14 protein-coding genes and 1 pseudogene are annotated in these 15,353 nt (G+C 67.5%); 7 read left to right on the top strand and 8 right to left on the bottom strand.

Annotated features, from left to right (window positions below):
* Positions 1-411 precede the first annotated feature (411 nt).
* Positions 412-1,668, bottom strand: a complete 1,257-nt coding sequence (gene tyrS / locus Adu01nite_RS47005) for a tyrosine--tRNA ligase (protein ID WP_203735931.1) — start codon at positions 1,666-1,668, stop codon at positions 412-414.
* Between the two features lie 60 nt (positions 1,669-1,728).
* Here tyrS and Adu01nite_RS47000 point away from each other — a divergent pair, with 60 nt between their 5' ends.
* Positions 1,729-2,478: a polyphosphate kinase 2 family protein gene (locus tag Adu01nite_RS47000; protein ID WP_203735930.1), complete on the top strand. Its 750-nt coding sequence runs from the start codon at positions 1,729-1,731 to the stop codon at positions 2,476-2,478.
* Between the two features lie 84 nt (positions 2,479-2,562).
* Positions 2,563-3,834 carry a diguanylate cyclase domain-containing protein gene (locus tag Adu01nite_RS48710; RefSeq protein ID WP_275414798.1) on the top strand — a complete coding sequence of 424 codons (1,272 nt, stop codon included), beginning with the start codon at positions 2,563-2,565 and terminating at the stop codon, positions 3,832-3,834.
* Here the strand turns inward: Adu01nite_RS48710 and Adu01nite_RS46990 are convergent.
* Genes Adu01nite_RS46990 through Adu01nite_RS46980 form a run of 3 tightly spaced genes read right to left on the bottom strand, consistent with a single transcriptional unit; the run spans position 3,831 to position 5,565 of the window.
* On the bottom strand, positions 3,831-4,490 hold the full coding sequence (locus tag Adu01nite_RS46990; RefSeq protein WP_203735929.1) for an adenylate kinase family protein: 660 nt from the start codon (positions 4,488-4,490) through the stop codon (positions 3,831-3,833). The genes Adu01nite_RS48710 and Adu01nite_RS46990 overlap by 4 nt on opposite strands.
* Positions 4,491-4,503: 13 nt before the next feature.
* A complete protein-coding gene (locus Adu01nite_RS46985) occupies positions 4,504-5,085 on the bottom strand; it encodes a hypothetical protein (protein ID WP_203735928.1) in 582 nt (193 codons plus the stop codon).
* 39 nt (positions 5,086-5,124) lie between these two features.
* Positions 5,125-5,565 (bottom strand): type II toxin-antitoxin system PemK/MazF family toxin, encoded by a 441-nt coding sequence (locus Adu01nite_RS46980; RefSeq protein ID WP_203735932.1) that lies wholly within the window; start codon positions 5,563-5,565, stop codon positions 5,125-5,127.
* A gap of 58 nt (positions 5,566-5,623) precedes the next feature.
* Between Adu01nite_RS46980 and Adu01nite_RS46975 the strand changes: the two genes are divergently transcribed.
* Entirely contained in the window at positions 5,624-6,055 is a 432-nt protein-coding gene (locus Adu01nite_RS46975) for a hypothetical protein (protein WP_203735927.1), read from the top strand.
* Here Adu01nite_RS46975 and Adu01nite_RS46970 read toward each other — a convergent pair.
* The 3 genes from Adu01nite_RS46970 to Adu01nite_RS46960 all read right to left on the bottom strand — a co-directional run bounded on the left by Adu01nite_RS46970 (position 6,052) and on the right by Adu01nite_RS46960 (position 8,001).
* Complete coding sequence (locus Adu01nite_RS46970; RefSeq protein ID WP_239133239.1) at positions 6,052-6,801, bottom strand: CAP domain-containing protein; 750 nt, start codon at positions 6,799-6,801, stop codon at positions 6,052-6,054. The genes Adu01nite_RS46975 and Adu01nite_RS46970 overlap by 4 nt on opposite strands.
* Before the next feature lie 134 nt (positions 6,802-6,935).
* A complete protein-coding gene (locus Adu01nite_RS46965) occupies positions 6,936-7,133 on the bottom strand; it encodes a DUF397 domain-containing protein (protein WP_203735925.1) in 198 nt (65 codons plus the stop codon).
* Positions 7,126-8,001, bottom strand: a complete 876-nt coding sequence (locus Adu01nite_RS46960) for a helix-turn-helix domain-containing protein (protein WP_203735924.1) — start codon at positions 7,999-8,001, stop codon at positions 7,126-7,128. The genes Adu01nite_RS46965 and Adu01nite_RS46960 overlap by 8 nt, the downstream gene beginning before the upstream one ends.
* 185 nt (positions 8,002-8,186) lie before the next feature.
* Here Adu01nite_RS46960 and Adu01nite_RS46955 point away from each other — a divergent pair, with 185 nt between their 5' ends.
* Together Adu01nite_RS46955 and Adu01nite_RS46950 are read left to right on the top strand one after the other, a co-directional pair.
* A complete protein-coding gene (locus tag Adu01nite_RS46955) occupies positions 8,187-8,978 on the top strand; it encodes an SAM-dependent methyltransferase (RefSeq protein WP_203735923.1) in 792 nt (263 codons plus the stop codon).
* Between the two features lie 42 nt (positions 8,979-9,020).
* A pseudogene (locus Adu01nite_RS46950) lies at positions 9,021-9,140 on the top strand (DNA-3-methyladenine glycosylase); the annotation flags it as partial.
* Here the strand turns inward: Adu01nite_RS46950 and Adu01nite_RS46945 are convergent.
* Positions 9,137-9,751, bottom strand: coding sequence for a DNA-3-methyladenine glycosylase (locus Adu01nite_RS46945; protein WP_203735922.1), 615 nt, complete (start codon positions 9,749-9,751; stop codon positions 9,137-9,139). The pseudogene Adu01nite_RS46950 and the gene Adu01nite_RS46945 sit on opposite strands and share 4 nt — an antisense overlap.
* A gap of 208 nt (positions 9,752-9,959) precedes the next feature.
* Here Adu01nite_RS46945 and Adu01nite_RS46940 point away from each other — a divergent pair, with 208 nt between their 5' ends.
* Both Adu01nite_RS46940 and Adu01nite_RS46935 read left to right on the top strand, forming a co-directional pair.
* Positions 9,960-10,469: a Uma2 family endonuclease gene (locus tag Adu01nite_RS46940; protein WP_203735921.1), complete on the top strand. Its 510-nt coding sequence runs from the start codon at positions 9,960-9,962 to the stop codon at positions 10,467-10,469.
* A gap of 383 nt (positions 10,470-10,852) precedes the next feature.
* Positions 10,853-14,383 (top strand): PIN domain-containing protein, encoded by a 3,531-nt coding sequence (locus tag Adu01nite_RS46935; RefSeq protein WP_203735920.1) that lies wholly within the window; start codon positions 10,853-10,855, stop codon positions 14,381-14,383.
* Positions 14,384-15,353: the final 970 nt, after the last annotated feature.

Genomic DNA, 15,353 nt, shown 5'->3' with positions numbered 1-15,353 from the left:
CTATTAAAAGCCGGCCCGGGGTAAATCTAATTGGCACTGGCTTTACAAGCACCCTGTTGAGTTCTCAAAGAACAACCGCACCCGGAGTTTCTTACCCCCGGGGCACTCGCTAAACTTTACCCTCGCTTTACCGTTTCGTCAAACCCGGGTAATTTTCCGGAAATCACTAACGGAAAAGCTAAAGTATCCGCAGAACATCGCGCCAAATCGGCCGGGCTCAGAACGAGCACGACGATTTGCCGTAGCAATTCTTCGGATTCCGTCAGGACGGCCGCTGCGTCGACCCGAAGGTCTTCGCTCGCTCGCCCGTCTCCCTGGCGGCTCCAAAAACATTACAGGGCGCTGCCCCGGACGCCAAATCGGCCCGCTGCGAGCCGGGTCACAGCGGGCCGATCGGGGGAAAACCGCAGCTCACGACTCGTATTCGACGCCGGCGAAGGTGCGCTTGCCGCGGCGGAGCACCAGGAAGCGCCCGTGCAGCAGTGTCGCCGGGTCGAGCACGGCCTCACCGTCGGTGATCCGCTCGTTGTTCAGGTAGGCGCCACCTTCGGCGATCGTCCGCCGCCCCTCGTTCGCGCTCGACACGAGCCCGGACTCGCGCAAGAGCGCACCGAGGGTGGGCAATTCACCGCGTACCGAAACCAATCCTGCCTCGGCCAGCGCCGAGCGCAACGTGGCCGCCGAGAGTGAGTCCAGCGAACCGCGCCCGAAAAGGGCCTGGCTCGCCGCGACCGCCTGCTCGGCCTCCTCCTCGCCGTGCACCAGCGCCGTCACCTCGAAGGCCAGCGCTCGCTGCGCGAGCCGGGCCTGCGGCCGCTCCGCGGTCGCCTTCTCCAGCTCCTCCAGCTCCTCGTGGCTCTTGAAGCTGAAGTAGCGAAGGTATTGCAGGACGTCGCGGTCGTCGGCGTTGATCCAGAACTGGTAGAACGCGTATGGCGAGGTCATCGTCGCGTCCAGCCAGACCGCGCCACCCTCGCTCTTGCCGAACTTGGTGCCGTCCGACTTGAGCACGAGCGGGGTGGTGAAGGCGTGCACCGGGCCGGCGCCGCGGCGGCGCACGAAGTCGACGCCGGCGGTGATGTTGCCCCACTGGTCGGAGCCGCCGAACTGCAGACCGCAGCCGTGCCGGACGTGCAACTGGTAGAAGTCGTTGGCCTGCAGCAGTTGGTAGCTGAACTCGGTGAAGCTGATGCCGGTCTCGAGCCGGTTGCGCACCACGTCGCGGGCCAGCATCTTGTTGACCGGGAAATGCTTGCCGACGTCGCGCAGGAACTCGATCACCGAGGTCGGCCCGGTCCAGTCGAGGTTGTTGACCATCACCGCGCCGTTGGCACCCTCGTAGGTGACGAAGGGGGCGAGCTGCTCCCGGATCCGGGTGACCCAGCCCTCGATCACCTCCGGCGGGTTGAGCGAACGCTCGCTGGACTCGCGCGGGTCACCGATCTGCCCGGTGGCGCCGCCGACCAGCAGCAACGGTTGGTGGCCGGCCTGCTGGAGCCGGCGGGCGGTGATGACCTGCATGAGGTGGCCGACATGCAGCGAGGCGGCGGTGGGGTCGAAGCCCACATAGAAGGTCAGGCCCCCGCCGTTGAGGGCTTCCACCAGCGAAGCGGTGTCGGTGGAATCCTGGAGCAGGCCGCGCCACGTCAGGTCGTCTACGAGAGTCACACTCCGGATTCTCCCGCACTGCTACGTGCGCGGGACACCGGGTTTGGCCATGCTGTAGTGATGAGCCGCCTGGGTAGCGCCACATCGCCGATCGAGATCTCCAAGAAAAAGGCCGTCGCCCGCTTGGAGGAGGCGCAGCAGCGCCTGCTCCGGCTACGCCTGCATCTGGGTGGTCAGATCGGCGAGAAGCGGATCGGCCCGGCACTGACGTGTGTCTTCGAGGGCTGGGACGCGTCCGGCAAGGGCGGGGCGATCAAGCGCCTCGTCGCGCCGCTCGACCCCCGGCACGTACGGGTGTCGCAGTTCGCCGCGCCGACGTACGACGAGAAGCGGCACCACTTCCTGTGGCGGTTCTGGCCGAAGCTGCCGGGCTTGGGCGGGATGAGCGTGTTCGACCGGTCCTGGTACGGGCGGGTGCTGGTCGAGCGGGTCGAGGGGTTCGCCACCAAGGAGCAGGTGCAGCGGGCGTACAGCGAGATCGTCGAGTTCGAGCGGACCCTGGTCGCCGAGGGCATGATCATGGTCAAGTTCTGGATGCACGTCTCCGCCGAGGAGCAACTGCGCCGGTTCGAGGACCGGGCCCAGGACCCGCTGCGGACGTGGAAGCTCACCGACGAGGACTGGCGTAACCGGGAGAAGCGGCCGGAGTACGAGGCGGCGGTCGCCGAGATGCTGGAGCGCTGCGACCCGACCTGGGCGCCGTGGCACGTGATCCCGGGCGACGACAAGAACTACGCCCGGTTCGCCGTGGTGGAGGCGGTCTGCGACGCGATCGAGGCGGAGCTGACCCGGCGCGGCTTCACGTTCTGAGCGTTCTGACCGAGCGAGCGTTCTAACCGAGTCGCACCCGGCCGGAGACCGCTTCACGCTCATTGCCGCTCCACAGTTGGACGGGTGAACGCCCTCGTCAGACGTGACCCGTTGCGCTCTCTTCGCCTGCTGTTCCTGGCCGCGATGGTGCTGGTCGGCGTCGCCACGCTGGTGCAGTCGGCGGTGACGCACGCCGCCCGCGGGGACATGCTGATGACCGCGGCGGTGCTCGGAGCGATCCTGCTCCTGCGGTTGTCGGAGTTCCGGCTGGGCGCGCCGGTCCCACTGGTCATGGACGTTCTGGAGCTGGCCGCGTTCGGGCTGCTGCTGGGCACCGCGCAGGAACTCGACCCGCTGCTCGGGCCGATCTACTTCGTGCTGAGCTTCCGGGCCGCGACCGGCCGGCTGTGGCGGGTGCTGCCGCTGATCGCCGGCTACATGGCGGTCTCCTTCTTCGGCTCGACGGCCGCGGGCAATCCCCTCATGCCGGGCGCCTACATCGGCATGACGATCATGCCGATGCTCGTGTTCACCATGCGGAAGCTGTTCATGCACGTCCAGGCGGAACGTGAGCGACACGAGCGGATGCTCGACGACGTGCTGAAGCGACTGCCGTTCCCGGTCGTGGTGACCGGCGCGGACGGCGAGGTGGTGCTGGCCAACCCGGCGGCGGCCGAGCTGACCGGGCCGCTCGACGGGGTGCGGGCCACCCTGGGCGACGGCACTCCGGTCGACCTGCGCCGGCTGGTGCCCGGAGAGTCCGGCCTGGAGCTGCGGGTCACCCGCGCCGACGGCCGGGTGGTGCAGGTGCGGGCCGAGACGGTGCCGACCGCACACGGGACGATCCTGGCGCTGCTGGATGTGACCGCGCAGCGCGGCTACGAGAACCGGCTGGAGCACGCCGCCTTCCACGACCCGCTGACCGGCCTGCCGAACCGGGCGCTGCTGTGGCGGCGGTTCGCCGAGGCCGGCGACGGCCCGTACGCGGTGCTGCTGATCGACCTGGACGGCTTCAAGGCGATCAACGACACGCACGGCCACCTGGCCGGTGACGAACTGCTGTGCCGGGTCGCGGAACGGCTGCGGCACGCATGCGGGCCGGACGCGACGGTGGCCCGGCTGGGCGGCGACGAGTTCGCGGCGCTGCTGCCGCAGGCGGACGCGGACCGGGCCCGGGAGGTCGCGGAGGCCGTCCGGCAGACCTTCCGCTGGGACGTGCCGCTGTCCACCGGCCCGGTGCGGGTCGGCGGCAGCGTCGGGCACGCCCTCGGCGGCCCCGGCTTCTCCCCCGACAACGTGCTCGCCGAGGCGGACGCCGCGATGTACGTCGAGAAGCACTCCCGCGTGCGCAGCTAGGAGCCGGTGGCCGCCTGGTGGGGCGGGAGGTGCAGGGCCGCCCGGATCTTGCCCTGGACCTCCTCGACCGACGGGCGCGCGTCGATGTCGTGCACGTACTCCTTGCGGCGGAACTTCTCCAGGACCGGGCGGGTCTTCTCGTTGTAGTCGCTCAGCCGGGCCTCGAGCGCCTCCGGGGTGTCGTCGGCCCGGGTGATCAGCTCGTGGCCGCAGATGTCGCAGCGGCCGTCGCGCTTGGGCCGGTCGGCGATCAGGTTGTAGTCCATCCCGCAGTTCGGGCAGAGGCGGCGGCTGAGCACCCGGCGGCGCACCTCGTCCTCGGGCAGCTCCAGGTGGATGACGCCGTCGATGTCGTAGCTCTCCATGAAGAACTCGGCCTGCCGGCCGTTGCGCGGGAAGCCGTCGATGACGAAGCCGTAGTTCCAGTCGTGCTGGTCGAGCCGCTCGCGCACCACCGACTCGACCAGGTCGTCGCCGACCAACTCGCCGGCGTTCATGATCCGGCGGACCTGGGCGCCGAGCTTGGTGTGCTTCTGCACGTGCCAGCGGAAGATGTCGCCGACGGAGATGTGCACGAGTTCGAGGCCGTCGCAGAGCAGCTCGCTCTGGGTGCCCTTGCCGCTGCCCTGGACTCCCATGATCACGAATTTGCGCATCGGTTGGCCTCTCTCAGTGGGTCGCGCCGAGTCGCAGTGGACCGGACGCCGGGCGCCCGGTCAAGGTTGTCGGGTCGATGCTCCAGGCGTTCGCCACCTTGAGCACGTCCTTCTCATTGACCAGAACGGTCGAGTCGTCGTCCAGTTGCGCCGGCAGGCCCGCGTCGCGCTCGGCCGGGCCGGGCTCGCCGTGCCAGGTCGTCACGTCACCGGTCTGCCCGACATAGCCGAACGCCCGGATCAGCTCGCCGTCCACCGCCCGCTGCCAGCGGTGCAGCTCGGTGACCCGATGGGTCGCGAAGAACTGCACCTCGGTCTGCAGCCGGGCGGACAACGCCGTCACATCTGTCGTTCCAGCCGGGCTCAGCAGCAAGCGGCCAGTGGCCAAAGTCCATGGCGTGTCGCGGGCGCCGGGCAGCGGCGGGGTCACCGCCACCCGGTCGTCGGTCAGGTAGGCGAGGTCGATGCCGTCCCGCCACGGGACCTCGCCAAGATCTTCAAGATCCAGGGCTTCGAGTACGGCCGTCGCGTCCCGGCCGACCACCGCCAGCCACGCCTGCTTGCCGCCGAATCCGACCATCGCTTCCTCGCCCATGGCGCCAACGCTATCCGGAAAGCGCGCGCGACTGTCCGGTCAGGCCCAGCCGTACTCCCCGCGCAGCTTCGCCGCGACCTGGTCGAAGCGGCCGCGGTCGAGGATCGCGCCCTCCCGGCGGATGCCGTCGTGGTCGACCTCGATCACCCGGTCGAGGCGGATCCAGCTGGGCCGGGACTCGCGGTCCCACTCGCCCGGGCCGAGGCCGAGCCAGTTGTGCTGGCCGTCCCGCTCGCTCTGGCTGGACAGCATCAGGCCGAGCACGTTGCGGCCGTCCCGGCCCACCACCAGCACCGGCCGGTCCTTGCCCTGCGCCGGATCGTCCTCGTAGGGCACCCAGGTCCAGACGATCTCACCCGGGTCGGCGTCGCCGTCCAGGTTCGGCGAGTACTCCAGGTGCCGGCCGGCGCGCGGTTTCGGCACGGCGTGCGGAACCGGCGGCTTCGGCGTCGGCCGGCTCTGCACGGCCGGCTTTGCCATCAACTTGCGGAAGAGCGTCTTGAGAATCTTGGCCACCGGAGCACTCTAAGCTCAGTCGGTGATTCCCGACATCGACCCATGGCAGTCGTGGCATCCGAGGCCGGAACTGGCCTTCTACGTGGCCGGGGACGGCGTGGTCCAGCCGGCCGTGCCGGCGGCGCTCGACGTGCACCACCAGACCTGGGCGCTCGACCCGGCGACCGAGTTGTGGCGGTTCGATGTGATGCGCGAACCGCACGACGGGAACGTGTGGATTTCTCGGCGAAATGAGCGCCTTCGTCGCCCGTACCCAGAAATTGTGCGCACCTCGCCGGACGGGATTCCCTACCTCAGCCCCGACGTGGGTCTGCTCTTCAAGGCGAAATATCGCCGGCCGAAGGATGAGGCGGATTTCGCCTTGCTGGCGCCGGTGCTGACCGCGGCCGAGCGGGCCTGGCTGGATGACGCCCTGGACCTGGTGGAACCGGGGCACCCCTGGCGTAGCCGTTAGTTGACGAAGTCCTGGGTCATCCAGGTGATGCCCTTGCTGTCGCGGACGACGCTGAGGCCGATCCGCTTGAAGCTCTTGTTCAGCAGGTTCTTGCGGTGGCCGTCGTTCGGCGGGACCTCGGCGAGCATGCTGTCGGTCAGGCCGTTCGCCGCCTTGATGATGTCGGCGCTGCTGGAGCCGCTGGAGCCGTAGCCGATGTTCTCGCCGGCCGCGCTCCATTTCACGCCCTGGGCGCTGAACCGCTCGCCGAGCCCGGACTCGCCCGAGCACTGGTGCGACAGCCCGCAGCCGTTGATCATCAGCCCGTTGTGCAGGGCGGACGCCTTCGACAGGCTGGTGTCCAGGGTGAGGATGGCCAGGCCCGCGTCGACCCGGGCGTCGTTGATGTGCGCGAGCACCGCGTCGAGGACGGCGTCGCCGGTCTTCGGGGCCGACTCGGCGCGGCTCGTCGTCTTGCTCGGCTTCACGGTCGCACGGGCGGAGACGGTCTTCTTGGGGGTCGCGCTGGGGGACGCTGATTTGGTGGCCGACGGGGTGGGGGACGGCGTGGCCCCGCTGGACGGGGTTTCGAGGAGCTGCGTGGCGTCGGCCGACGTCGCGTCGACCAGGGGACGGTCGGCGGCGGTGGCGACGGAAGGTTCAGCATCGGCATGGCGGCTCAAGCCGATGACGGCGAACCCGGTCCCGATCACCACGGCGGTGGCACCGGCCACCATCGTGTAACGGAAACGGGCGGCAGCGGTCATCGACACGGGAGGGTCACCTCAGGCTGGTGGGCAAACAACGGCGCGCCGGTGGGGACGGCGCCCGCTAACTATGGGTGCACCGCCCGCCGGACACCGCCCCGCTAAGGAGTCCTTAAGAAAGGACTCACGAAGATCTAAAACTCCCCGGCCTTCACCCCCGCGACGAAGGACCGCCACTCGTTGCGGGTGAAGACCAGGGCCGCACCGTTTCGGTGTTTCGAGTCACGAACCGCGACGACATCGGGCAGGTTCGCCGCGACCTCGACACAGTCACCGCCGTTTCCGCCGCTCCGGGTGCTCTTGTGCCAGACGGCACCGGACAGGTCACGCATCGCTCTCCTTGATGATCGAGCCGATAAGATCGTCCGATTCGGCCTGGCTGAGCGCGACCTGCTCAATTTCGACCCAGATCGATTCGTACGTCTCTACTTCGGCAAATTTGTCGAGGTATAGGGCTCCGGTGAGATTCTCGCAGTAGATCGTGGTCGGTTCGGGCGACGCCGTCCCGACAGCCGGGAATTCGAGGATGGTGAATTGCCCCGAACTGGCGGCCTTGTGTGGGCCGGCGGTGAACGGGATGACTCGGACACTGACGTTCGGCCTGGTCGAGACGTTGGTCAGGTGCGCCAGCTGCTTGCGCATGCCGAGGGCGTCCGGGATGCCGCGGCGCAGCACCCCCTCGTCGATGATCACGTCGAGGCGCGGCGCCGGCGGCCGGTTGCGGGTGAGCAGCGACTGCCGCTCCAGGCGGACGGCCACCGCGTTGTCCACGGCGGCGGCGTCGGCGCCGATCCAGCGGCGGAAGACACACTCGGCGTACTCCCGGCTCTGCAGCAGGCCCGGAATGACGCTCGGGGCGAACGAACGCAGCCTGCTCGCCGCCTGCTCCATCCCGACGTAGAGCTCGAACCAGGCGGGGACCACATCGCCGTACGCGTGCCACCATCCCTTGGATTTTGACTCCTGAGCCAGGCCGATGAGCACCTCGGTCATCCGATCGGGGGCCCGGTAGACCGTGCACATCGCGATCACGTCGTGCTTGCGGACCGGGACCTCGCCGTTCTCGATCCGGTACATCCGGGCGCGGGAGAACTCCAGCTCCTCGGCGGCGGCCATCAGTGAGATGCCGGCCTGCTCGCGCAGCTGGCGCATGAGGCGCCCGACCTGGCGGCGAGGAACGGTGGACCCGGTCTCCGACATGCGACTCCCCCGTTCCGGGTGTCTCGAACGAGACAGTCCGAACGCCTCGAACGAGACACCGAGAATCCCCTGTCGGGATTCCCGCCCTCCATCGTGGCGCTCACAGTAATCGTTCGATTGCTGATCGTGAATGCCAAACTTGAGACGATCTCGCTTCCCGTGCATGATCCAATTAGGATCGCGGCATGACCGACAGGTTCGACTCCGGTGTGGCCCACCCGGCCCGGCGCTACAACTACTGGCTCGGCGGCAAGGACAACTTCGCGGCCGATCGGGAGTCCGGCGACCTGCTCGCGAAGTCGTACCCGGCGGCTCGGATCGCCGCCCGGGCCAACCGGGCGTTCCTGCAGCGGGCCGTGCGCTACCTGGCGGCCGACGCCGGCATCCGGCAGTTCCTCGACATCGGCACCGGGCTGCCGACCGCCGACAACACGCACGAGGTCGCCCAGCGGGTCGCCCCCGACGCCCGCATCGTCTACGTCGACAACGACCCGATGGTCATGGCGCACGCGCGGGCGCTGCTGACCAGCACCGACGAGGGCGAGACCCGCTACCTCGAGGAGGACCTCCGCAACCCGGAGAAGATCCTGGCCGAGGCCGGCCTGCTCGACCTGACCAAGCCGGTCGGGCTGGTCCTGGTCGCGGTGCTGCACTTCCTCGCCGACCAGGAGCAGGCCCGCGACATCGTGCGGACCCTGCTGGCCGCGCTGCCGTCCGGCAGCCACCTGGTGATCTCCTGCGCGACCACCGATTTCCTCACGCCCGAGCTCAAGGCCAACTGGGACGAGTCGCTGCGCACCGGGCGCTCCGACGTCCACCCGCGCACCCGGGCCGAGTTCGACGAGTTCCTGACCGGCCTCGAGGTGCTCGACCCCGGCGTGGTGGCGATCAGCGAGTGGCGGCCGGAGCCGGACGCCGAGGAGCGCCCGACGCCGCTGGAGGCCTCCCTGTTCGGGGTGGTGGCCCGCAAGCCGTAGGTTTTGGGCGTGAACTCCCCGTGGCTCGACCTGCTCGGCGGGCGGCTCATCGAGGTGGAGGCGTACAGCGGGCTCGGCGAGGACCCGGCCAGCCACGCCCATCGCGGCATGACCGCCCGCAACGAAGTGATGTTCGGACCGGCCGGGCGGCTGCACGTCTACCCTTTCTTGCTGCCGCGCGGGACGTGGCGGCGGTAGGCGCTGACGGTCGGGTCGCCGGCGATCCAGAATCGCCACGCCAGATCGTGCGCAGCAGTTACGCCAACACGAGGACCAGCTACGACGCGCTCGTCCGGCACCGGCTCAGTCGGAGGACGCAACGTCAGCGGGCCGCTGCCATCAACGACCGATGTCCCATAGGCCGTCAGTTGCAGACCAAGTGCCCCGACGAAGCGGGCCGGCCCTGAAGCGAGATCGACGTCGCGCTTGGCAGCCGGCCGCCGGGAGCGGGCCAGGTCGCCACCGAGCACCACATGCCCAGCCCGCAACAGAACTGCCGCAGGCTCCCCCGCCGGTCCGCAAGTCACATTCGCACAGGTATGCAGTCCATATATGCGGTAGAGATAGAGGTGGCCCGCTGGGCCGAACATGGCCGCGTTACGCGCGGTGCGGCCGCGGTGGGCGTGACTGGCGGGGTCCTGACCCAAACCTAGGTATGCCTCGGTCTCGGTGATCCGGATGGTGACACCGTTGGCAACAGCCAGCCAGCCGACGAGGGTACGCGCCGTTTCAGCGACGGCGGCCGCGGGAGCACCGAGCCAGGCGTATGTCATGCACCCAGGAAAACAGACGGCCCCGGGGGTCGCTCTCGCACACGCTGCCCGCCCGAACCAGATCGCCGCCGGGCCGGGCCGATCATCTACGCCATGGACAGCTCGTTGTGCCCGCGCGTCCTGCAGGCAAGTTTCTTTGAAACGGCTATCGGACGGCGGAGGGGGCACGGTGAGCGCTCAAGCTTTCGGCGCGCAGATGCCGACGCACGTGACGCTGGACGATGTAGCGAGCATGGCGGCCACCGATGAGAATCACCGGTACGAGCTGAGTCCCGAGGGTGTGCTGTCGATCATGCCGCCCGCGGACCCGGAACGCGCGATGCTGGTGATGCGCATGATCCTTTGGCTCCCCGCCCATGGTTACGAGGCAGAGCAGATCGCCGCCGACTGCGGCATCGATGTCGGCGGCGGCCGCGTTCCCGACCTGACGGTGTGGGCCCAAGGCATGCCACCACGTCGCGCCCGCTCAAGCTACGCCGGCACCGCCGGTCTCCTGCTCGCCGTCGAAGTCGTATCCGGCGGATCCGAGATCGTCGACAGGATCATCAAGAAGGCCGAGTACGCCAAAGCCGGTATCCCGCGGTACTGGATCGTCGAGCGCGACGGCGGCGCTACCGTGCACCGGCACGTCCTCAACGACGCCGGCGAGTACGAACCCGACCCGGCCGGGCCTCAGCCACTCACCTGGCTCCTGACCACCACCCCCGACGTAGGATAGCTTCGCCGTTTCGTGCGCCGCAGTCACACCAACACGAGGCGCCGCAGGGCAAGCCGCGAACATAGGTCGACTACGCCAAGTAACCACAATAAGGCACAACGGTGTCCGGATCTGCCGAAAGTAGTGCGTCTGATCTTGGACGGCTTACGAGACGATCTTGATCGTCTGCCGCGTCGCGCACTCATGGCCCGCACCATCGGCGGAAAACTCGAACGGTCCCATGACACCGACTCGATGAGCGGGTCATCAGGCCCGTCCGAAACGCCCGTCGCGCTGGATGCCGTCGAGCCCAACCCTCCATCGCCTACAGTCGTTTCGGCGCCGATGTCCGCTCCTATGCCGGATCGTGCGGCGGGGAGTCGAACTGAAGGCGAGCAGTCTGTATGTCGTGGAAATTTGGCCAGCCCACCACTCCCGATTCCGCGGCCAGTTCGCCTGGAGACGAGCGCCGCTCCCGCCCGAACAGGCGCCGCGGCACGACGGTGATCCTGTGGACGATTGTGGTCACCTCCGCGTGCGAGGCCAGCGCCACAGTGGTGCTCAACCTGTTCACCAACGACCTCAACCTTTGGATGGGCGTGCTCGGCGGTGTGGCCGTTGCCGGCGTCATCGGCGCCCGGCTGATCACCTGGCACCTTGACTCGGTGGAAAGCGAGCAGCAAGAGGCTCGCCAGACCGAACACATAAAGGCTGCAGCGTCGGCCACTCGCGTGGCAGTCGAGGCCAGCACCGGATCCATCCTGAGCCGGATGTCAACCGCCCAGGCGTTTAACGATCAGGTACACATGCTCCAGCCGTGGCGCCGCGATCGGGCCATTGAGATCCGTGACTCGTGGCCGGTCGTGGAGCAGCTGGTGCAGAGCATCGTCACGGCTGATGATCGTGGCGCTGTCCTTCGGCAGTGGGGCGAGCAGCCGCCGGACTGGTTCTTTCAGGCGCCTGTGGAAGTGGTCTGCTGGCTGGCCGAACTGGCGTCCGATTACGGCCAGAGACCTACGGCGGCGAGGTTGTTCGCCGTCGCCGTGCAGCGTGGCGCCTATCCGGCTGGCTATTGGAAGGCCCGGCAGGCGACCGTCATGCCCGAGGAGGCCGTCGCCGAGGTCGACGAACTCCTCGCCAGCGCGGCTGGGGAACACGTGTTTGCTGATGCCTTGCTGCTCATCCACCGCCAAAAGTGGGACTCGGCGATCGACGTCCTTGCAGGGTGGCGGACCTCGTCGAACTCCGACGAGGTGACGCGCCTTTGGCTGCTTGCGCGGCTTCATGCCCGAGCGGACAACCTGAACTTGGGGATCAAGTACGCGATCGAGGCCGCCGACATCGAGGGCGCGGCCGGACCTGCACTATACGCCGCCGAGCTGCTGCTTTACCGTGCGCAATACGGGGAGACCGTCCACCGGCTGGCCGACACCGAACAGGCAGCCGCGCTGGCGATCAAGGCGCGCAACGCCCGACGATCGTGGCACGGCGACAGCGTTGAAGCGACCATCGTTGCGGTAAAGGCGCGCCGGCTCGGCGGCAAAATAGGGCAAACGCGAGCACTCATCGAGCCGAAACCCGTGGGCGAGGCCTGGCCGCACGAGGCTGCTGACCCCAGGCTGCGAAGGGAGAAGGCGGAGCTGCTCGCCGCGACTGGCCAGTACGACCAGGCCCGCACGTTGGCCGCCGAAATCGGCAGCCCTTTCGTCGTGGCCGAGATCGAAGCCGTAGTGCTGACCAGCACCGCCGAAGACTCGGTCGCCGCGGCGGCGTGGCAGGTCGCCCTGGACGCTGCAGAGTCCGACTCAGACATCCTCATGGCGGTCCGAGGGCTGGCCCACACCGGAGGCGAACTTCCGGACCTCACCGACATGGAACAGCAACACCCGCGAATGGTCGCCGAGATCAGGACCATTCACCGCGCCATGGGCGCCGGGGGCGGAACGATCGAAGCCCTGCGCGCCGGCGCCACCGAACACCTTGTGCTCGCGGTGATGCTCGCGGACCGATACGGTGACGAGGGGAAGCATCAGCTGGCCGCCGACGTGCTCAACGACAGCGCGCACCGCTGGAACGAGCCGGGTTTGATGCTCGAGTCAGCAACTCACCTGCGGGCTGCACGGGAGCCCGAAGCAGCGATTCGGGCCGCCGAACGAGCGATAACCATGGGCGGCCCCGAGTGGGCCGGCCAATTCAACACGCGCGCGTTGATCTACGAAATTCACGTCGGCAACGGGCAATGGGACCTGGCGATCGAGCAGGCCCGCAACCTGGTGACGCTCGACCCCAACGCCGCAGACGCCCGCTGGGCACTCGTGCACGCCTTGGTCCGCCGCAATGACAGAGAGGGTGCGTGGAACGCCCTTACCCCTGACGGCGATCCGTTCTCCCCCCGCGACCGGCACGACGCCTTCACCTGGATCGGCCTGGTCGCCCGGTTCGACACCAGCACCCAGTTCGTGTCCCGCGGACTATCCACGATGGCCCGTTGGCCGGACGACGAACAGTTGATGGGCGTCTTCATCGCAGAGATCTTCCTCGGTCTGCGACGGCAAGAGTTGTCGACGACCGACGAGGACCTCTCCGCGCTGCACACCGCCATGTCCGACTACGCCGAGCGCTTCCCCGACAGCACGGTATTTCGTCAGATTCCGATCTCGGACGAGGATCCGCTCGGCTCGCTGGCGCCGACCAGCCGCGAGCGTTATGAATCACTCAGCGAAGCGGTCAGCGAGCTCGACCTCGCCAACTTGCCGGTGGGATTGTTCACCACCACCTACGGTTGCACGTACACGGAGGCATCGCTCAAACGCGGCGCCGGCTTCATCAACGCTCATTCCCCGGCGGCAGAAGCAGCTGGCAGGGCCGCAGCCGAGGCCGCCTTGAACAGCACCGTCGTCATCGACATCACCGCAGCTCACACGCTCGCCCTGCTCGAACCGCAACTGCGCTCGCAACTGCTCTCCGGCTTCGGACAGGTCCGTGCCACCGACGACGCCTACTACGACGCGATCCGGGGACAGGAATCACTCGGCATGCGATCGACCATGTCCACCGGCTGGGATCCCGTCGAGCAACGCCCGACCCTCACGACAGTTGAGGAGTCCGTTGCCGATGCACTTGCCGAGCAGTCCACGCTGGTCTGCTCGATCCTGCGTCAAGCAACACGCCGGCCATGGACGCGGTTGACGAAATTCCCCGAGGCCGATCAGAGGTTTGAGTGGCTCTCGTCGCTCGACATGGCGGCTGCTGAAGGCGCAGCATTCTGGTGCGACGACCACCGTTTGCGTTCGGTAGCTGCCGATATGGGCGTCCCGAGCTTTGGCACGGTCGACCTCATCCGGTTGCTGCAGAGCCAGGGACGAATTCCTCTTGAACTCCGCGCCGCGGCCGAGGCGGTCCTGCTCACCAACTACTTCACTGACCTCGGATTCGACCGGGCCACGTTCGACCTAGCCACAGCAATCGACGGCCACGTGCCGCGCGGAGTGGCGTTCGCGCTGACCCGGCCCGCGACCTGGACCGACCCGGACGCGGTGATCGACTTCGTGCTCGCCATGCTGGCGCACGCCGCGACCGTCGGACCGGAACAGATCCAGAGCTGGGTGTCCGCGACCGCCATCGGCCTCGTTCGCATCACCGTTGACAGCGGCGGCGCCGGCGCTAACCTGCAAGCCCTCCTGGCCCGGTGCATGACCCAGCCGTGGATGAGTGCCGATCGGCTGCCAGCCGTATTGAGCGGCGTGCGGGCGGGAATCGGCGAACGGCCACCGATCAATGACCCCTTCGAGGCCGTGGCCGCCGCCATCTATCGCAATCTGGTCAAAGGGCAGGGGCATGCTTTTGCCATGTCGATGATGTTGGCCTTGATCGCCTTGTTGCCGGAGTCCGACAAAGCGACGGCTTCGCGCGTGATTCTGACCCATCGCGACTAGAGCGCATCTGGCGGACGTCCTGATCCGATGCACGGATTTGCCGCCGAGCGTGCACGTTGGCGGACGGTGGTCCGCTACGCGGTATGACGCATGTCGAGACGGCCCGATGCACGCTCGTGCCGATGTGAGTGCAGCTCTCATCCGAGTTGGCACGCGAAAGCAAGGATTGTTCTCATGGCATCGCTTATTGCCGAAAGTCAGGCACTCTAATTATCGTCCGCGGCTCTGCTCATCGCTGATCTCGACCTTTGGCGACGGTTCCACACTCGGGTCGTCGGGTAACTCCGGATAGTAGTGCCTCGTTGAGGAGTCTCGCCCCGTTTGCTTGATGGCTTCTCTCCACTCAGCTTCGGAAAGTTGCCTTTCACCTTGCGAGGTGGCTTGTTCCCAAGTCATGGAAGGTCCACCGAACTGGAGTACGGTTACGGGTGGTGGTTCGGAGCCGGAACCGTCGTCGCCGTCGGGCTTGTCGGCCGCGGCGGGACTTCCTGTCATCGTGGCCCACAGCATGATCACCACGCCGGCCGCTAGATACCTTGGCTTCACCAGTCTGCCCCTTTTCCGCGGACTGCACTCTTGATTGCTTGCGTGCATCTTACGGCGGCATACCGCCGCCGATTCTCGGTGAATACGTCGAATCGGTCGTTGCGGCGCCTGATGGGCCGTCGTTCGATCGGACGAGACTTCCTGGACAAGGATCTGCTTTGGTTCTCCTAAGGTGGTCCTGTCATGGAGCTGTCAGTTCGCTGTGAATACTCGTGTGGCGTGAAGACGCGAAGGTCGTTCCGACGCGGGTCGCTACGCGGCGTTCATGTATCCGTGTCCCGTTCAGAATGCTGTGAGTGGCCCGTCCTCTTCGCCTGATTAGCGGTGCAACTTAGCGCTTCTACGCTTGCCACCTCTCCGGGCGAACGGGATGGAATATGCGTAGAAATGGCCTCGTGGCAGCTGCGGTGGTCGCCATGTTGTG

Origin of the sequence: Paractinoplanes durhamensis (assembly GCF_016862175.1) — a bacterium.
Taxonomy (GTDB): domain Bacteria; phylum Actinomycetota; class Actinomycetes; order Mycobacteriales; family Micromonosporaceae; genus Actinoplanes; species Actinoplanes durhamensis.
This window is presented reverse-complemented; position numbering and strand designations above follow the sequence as displayed.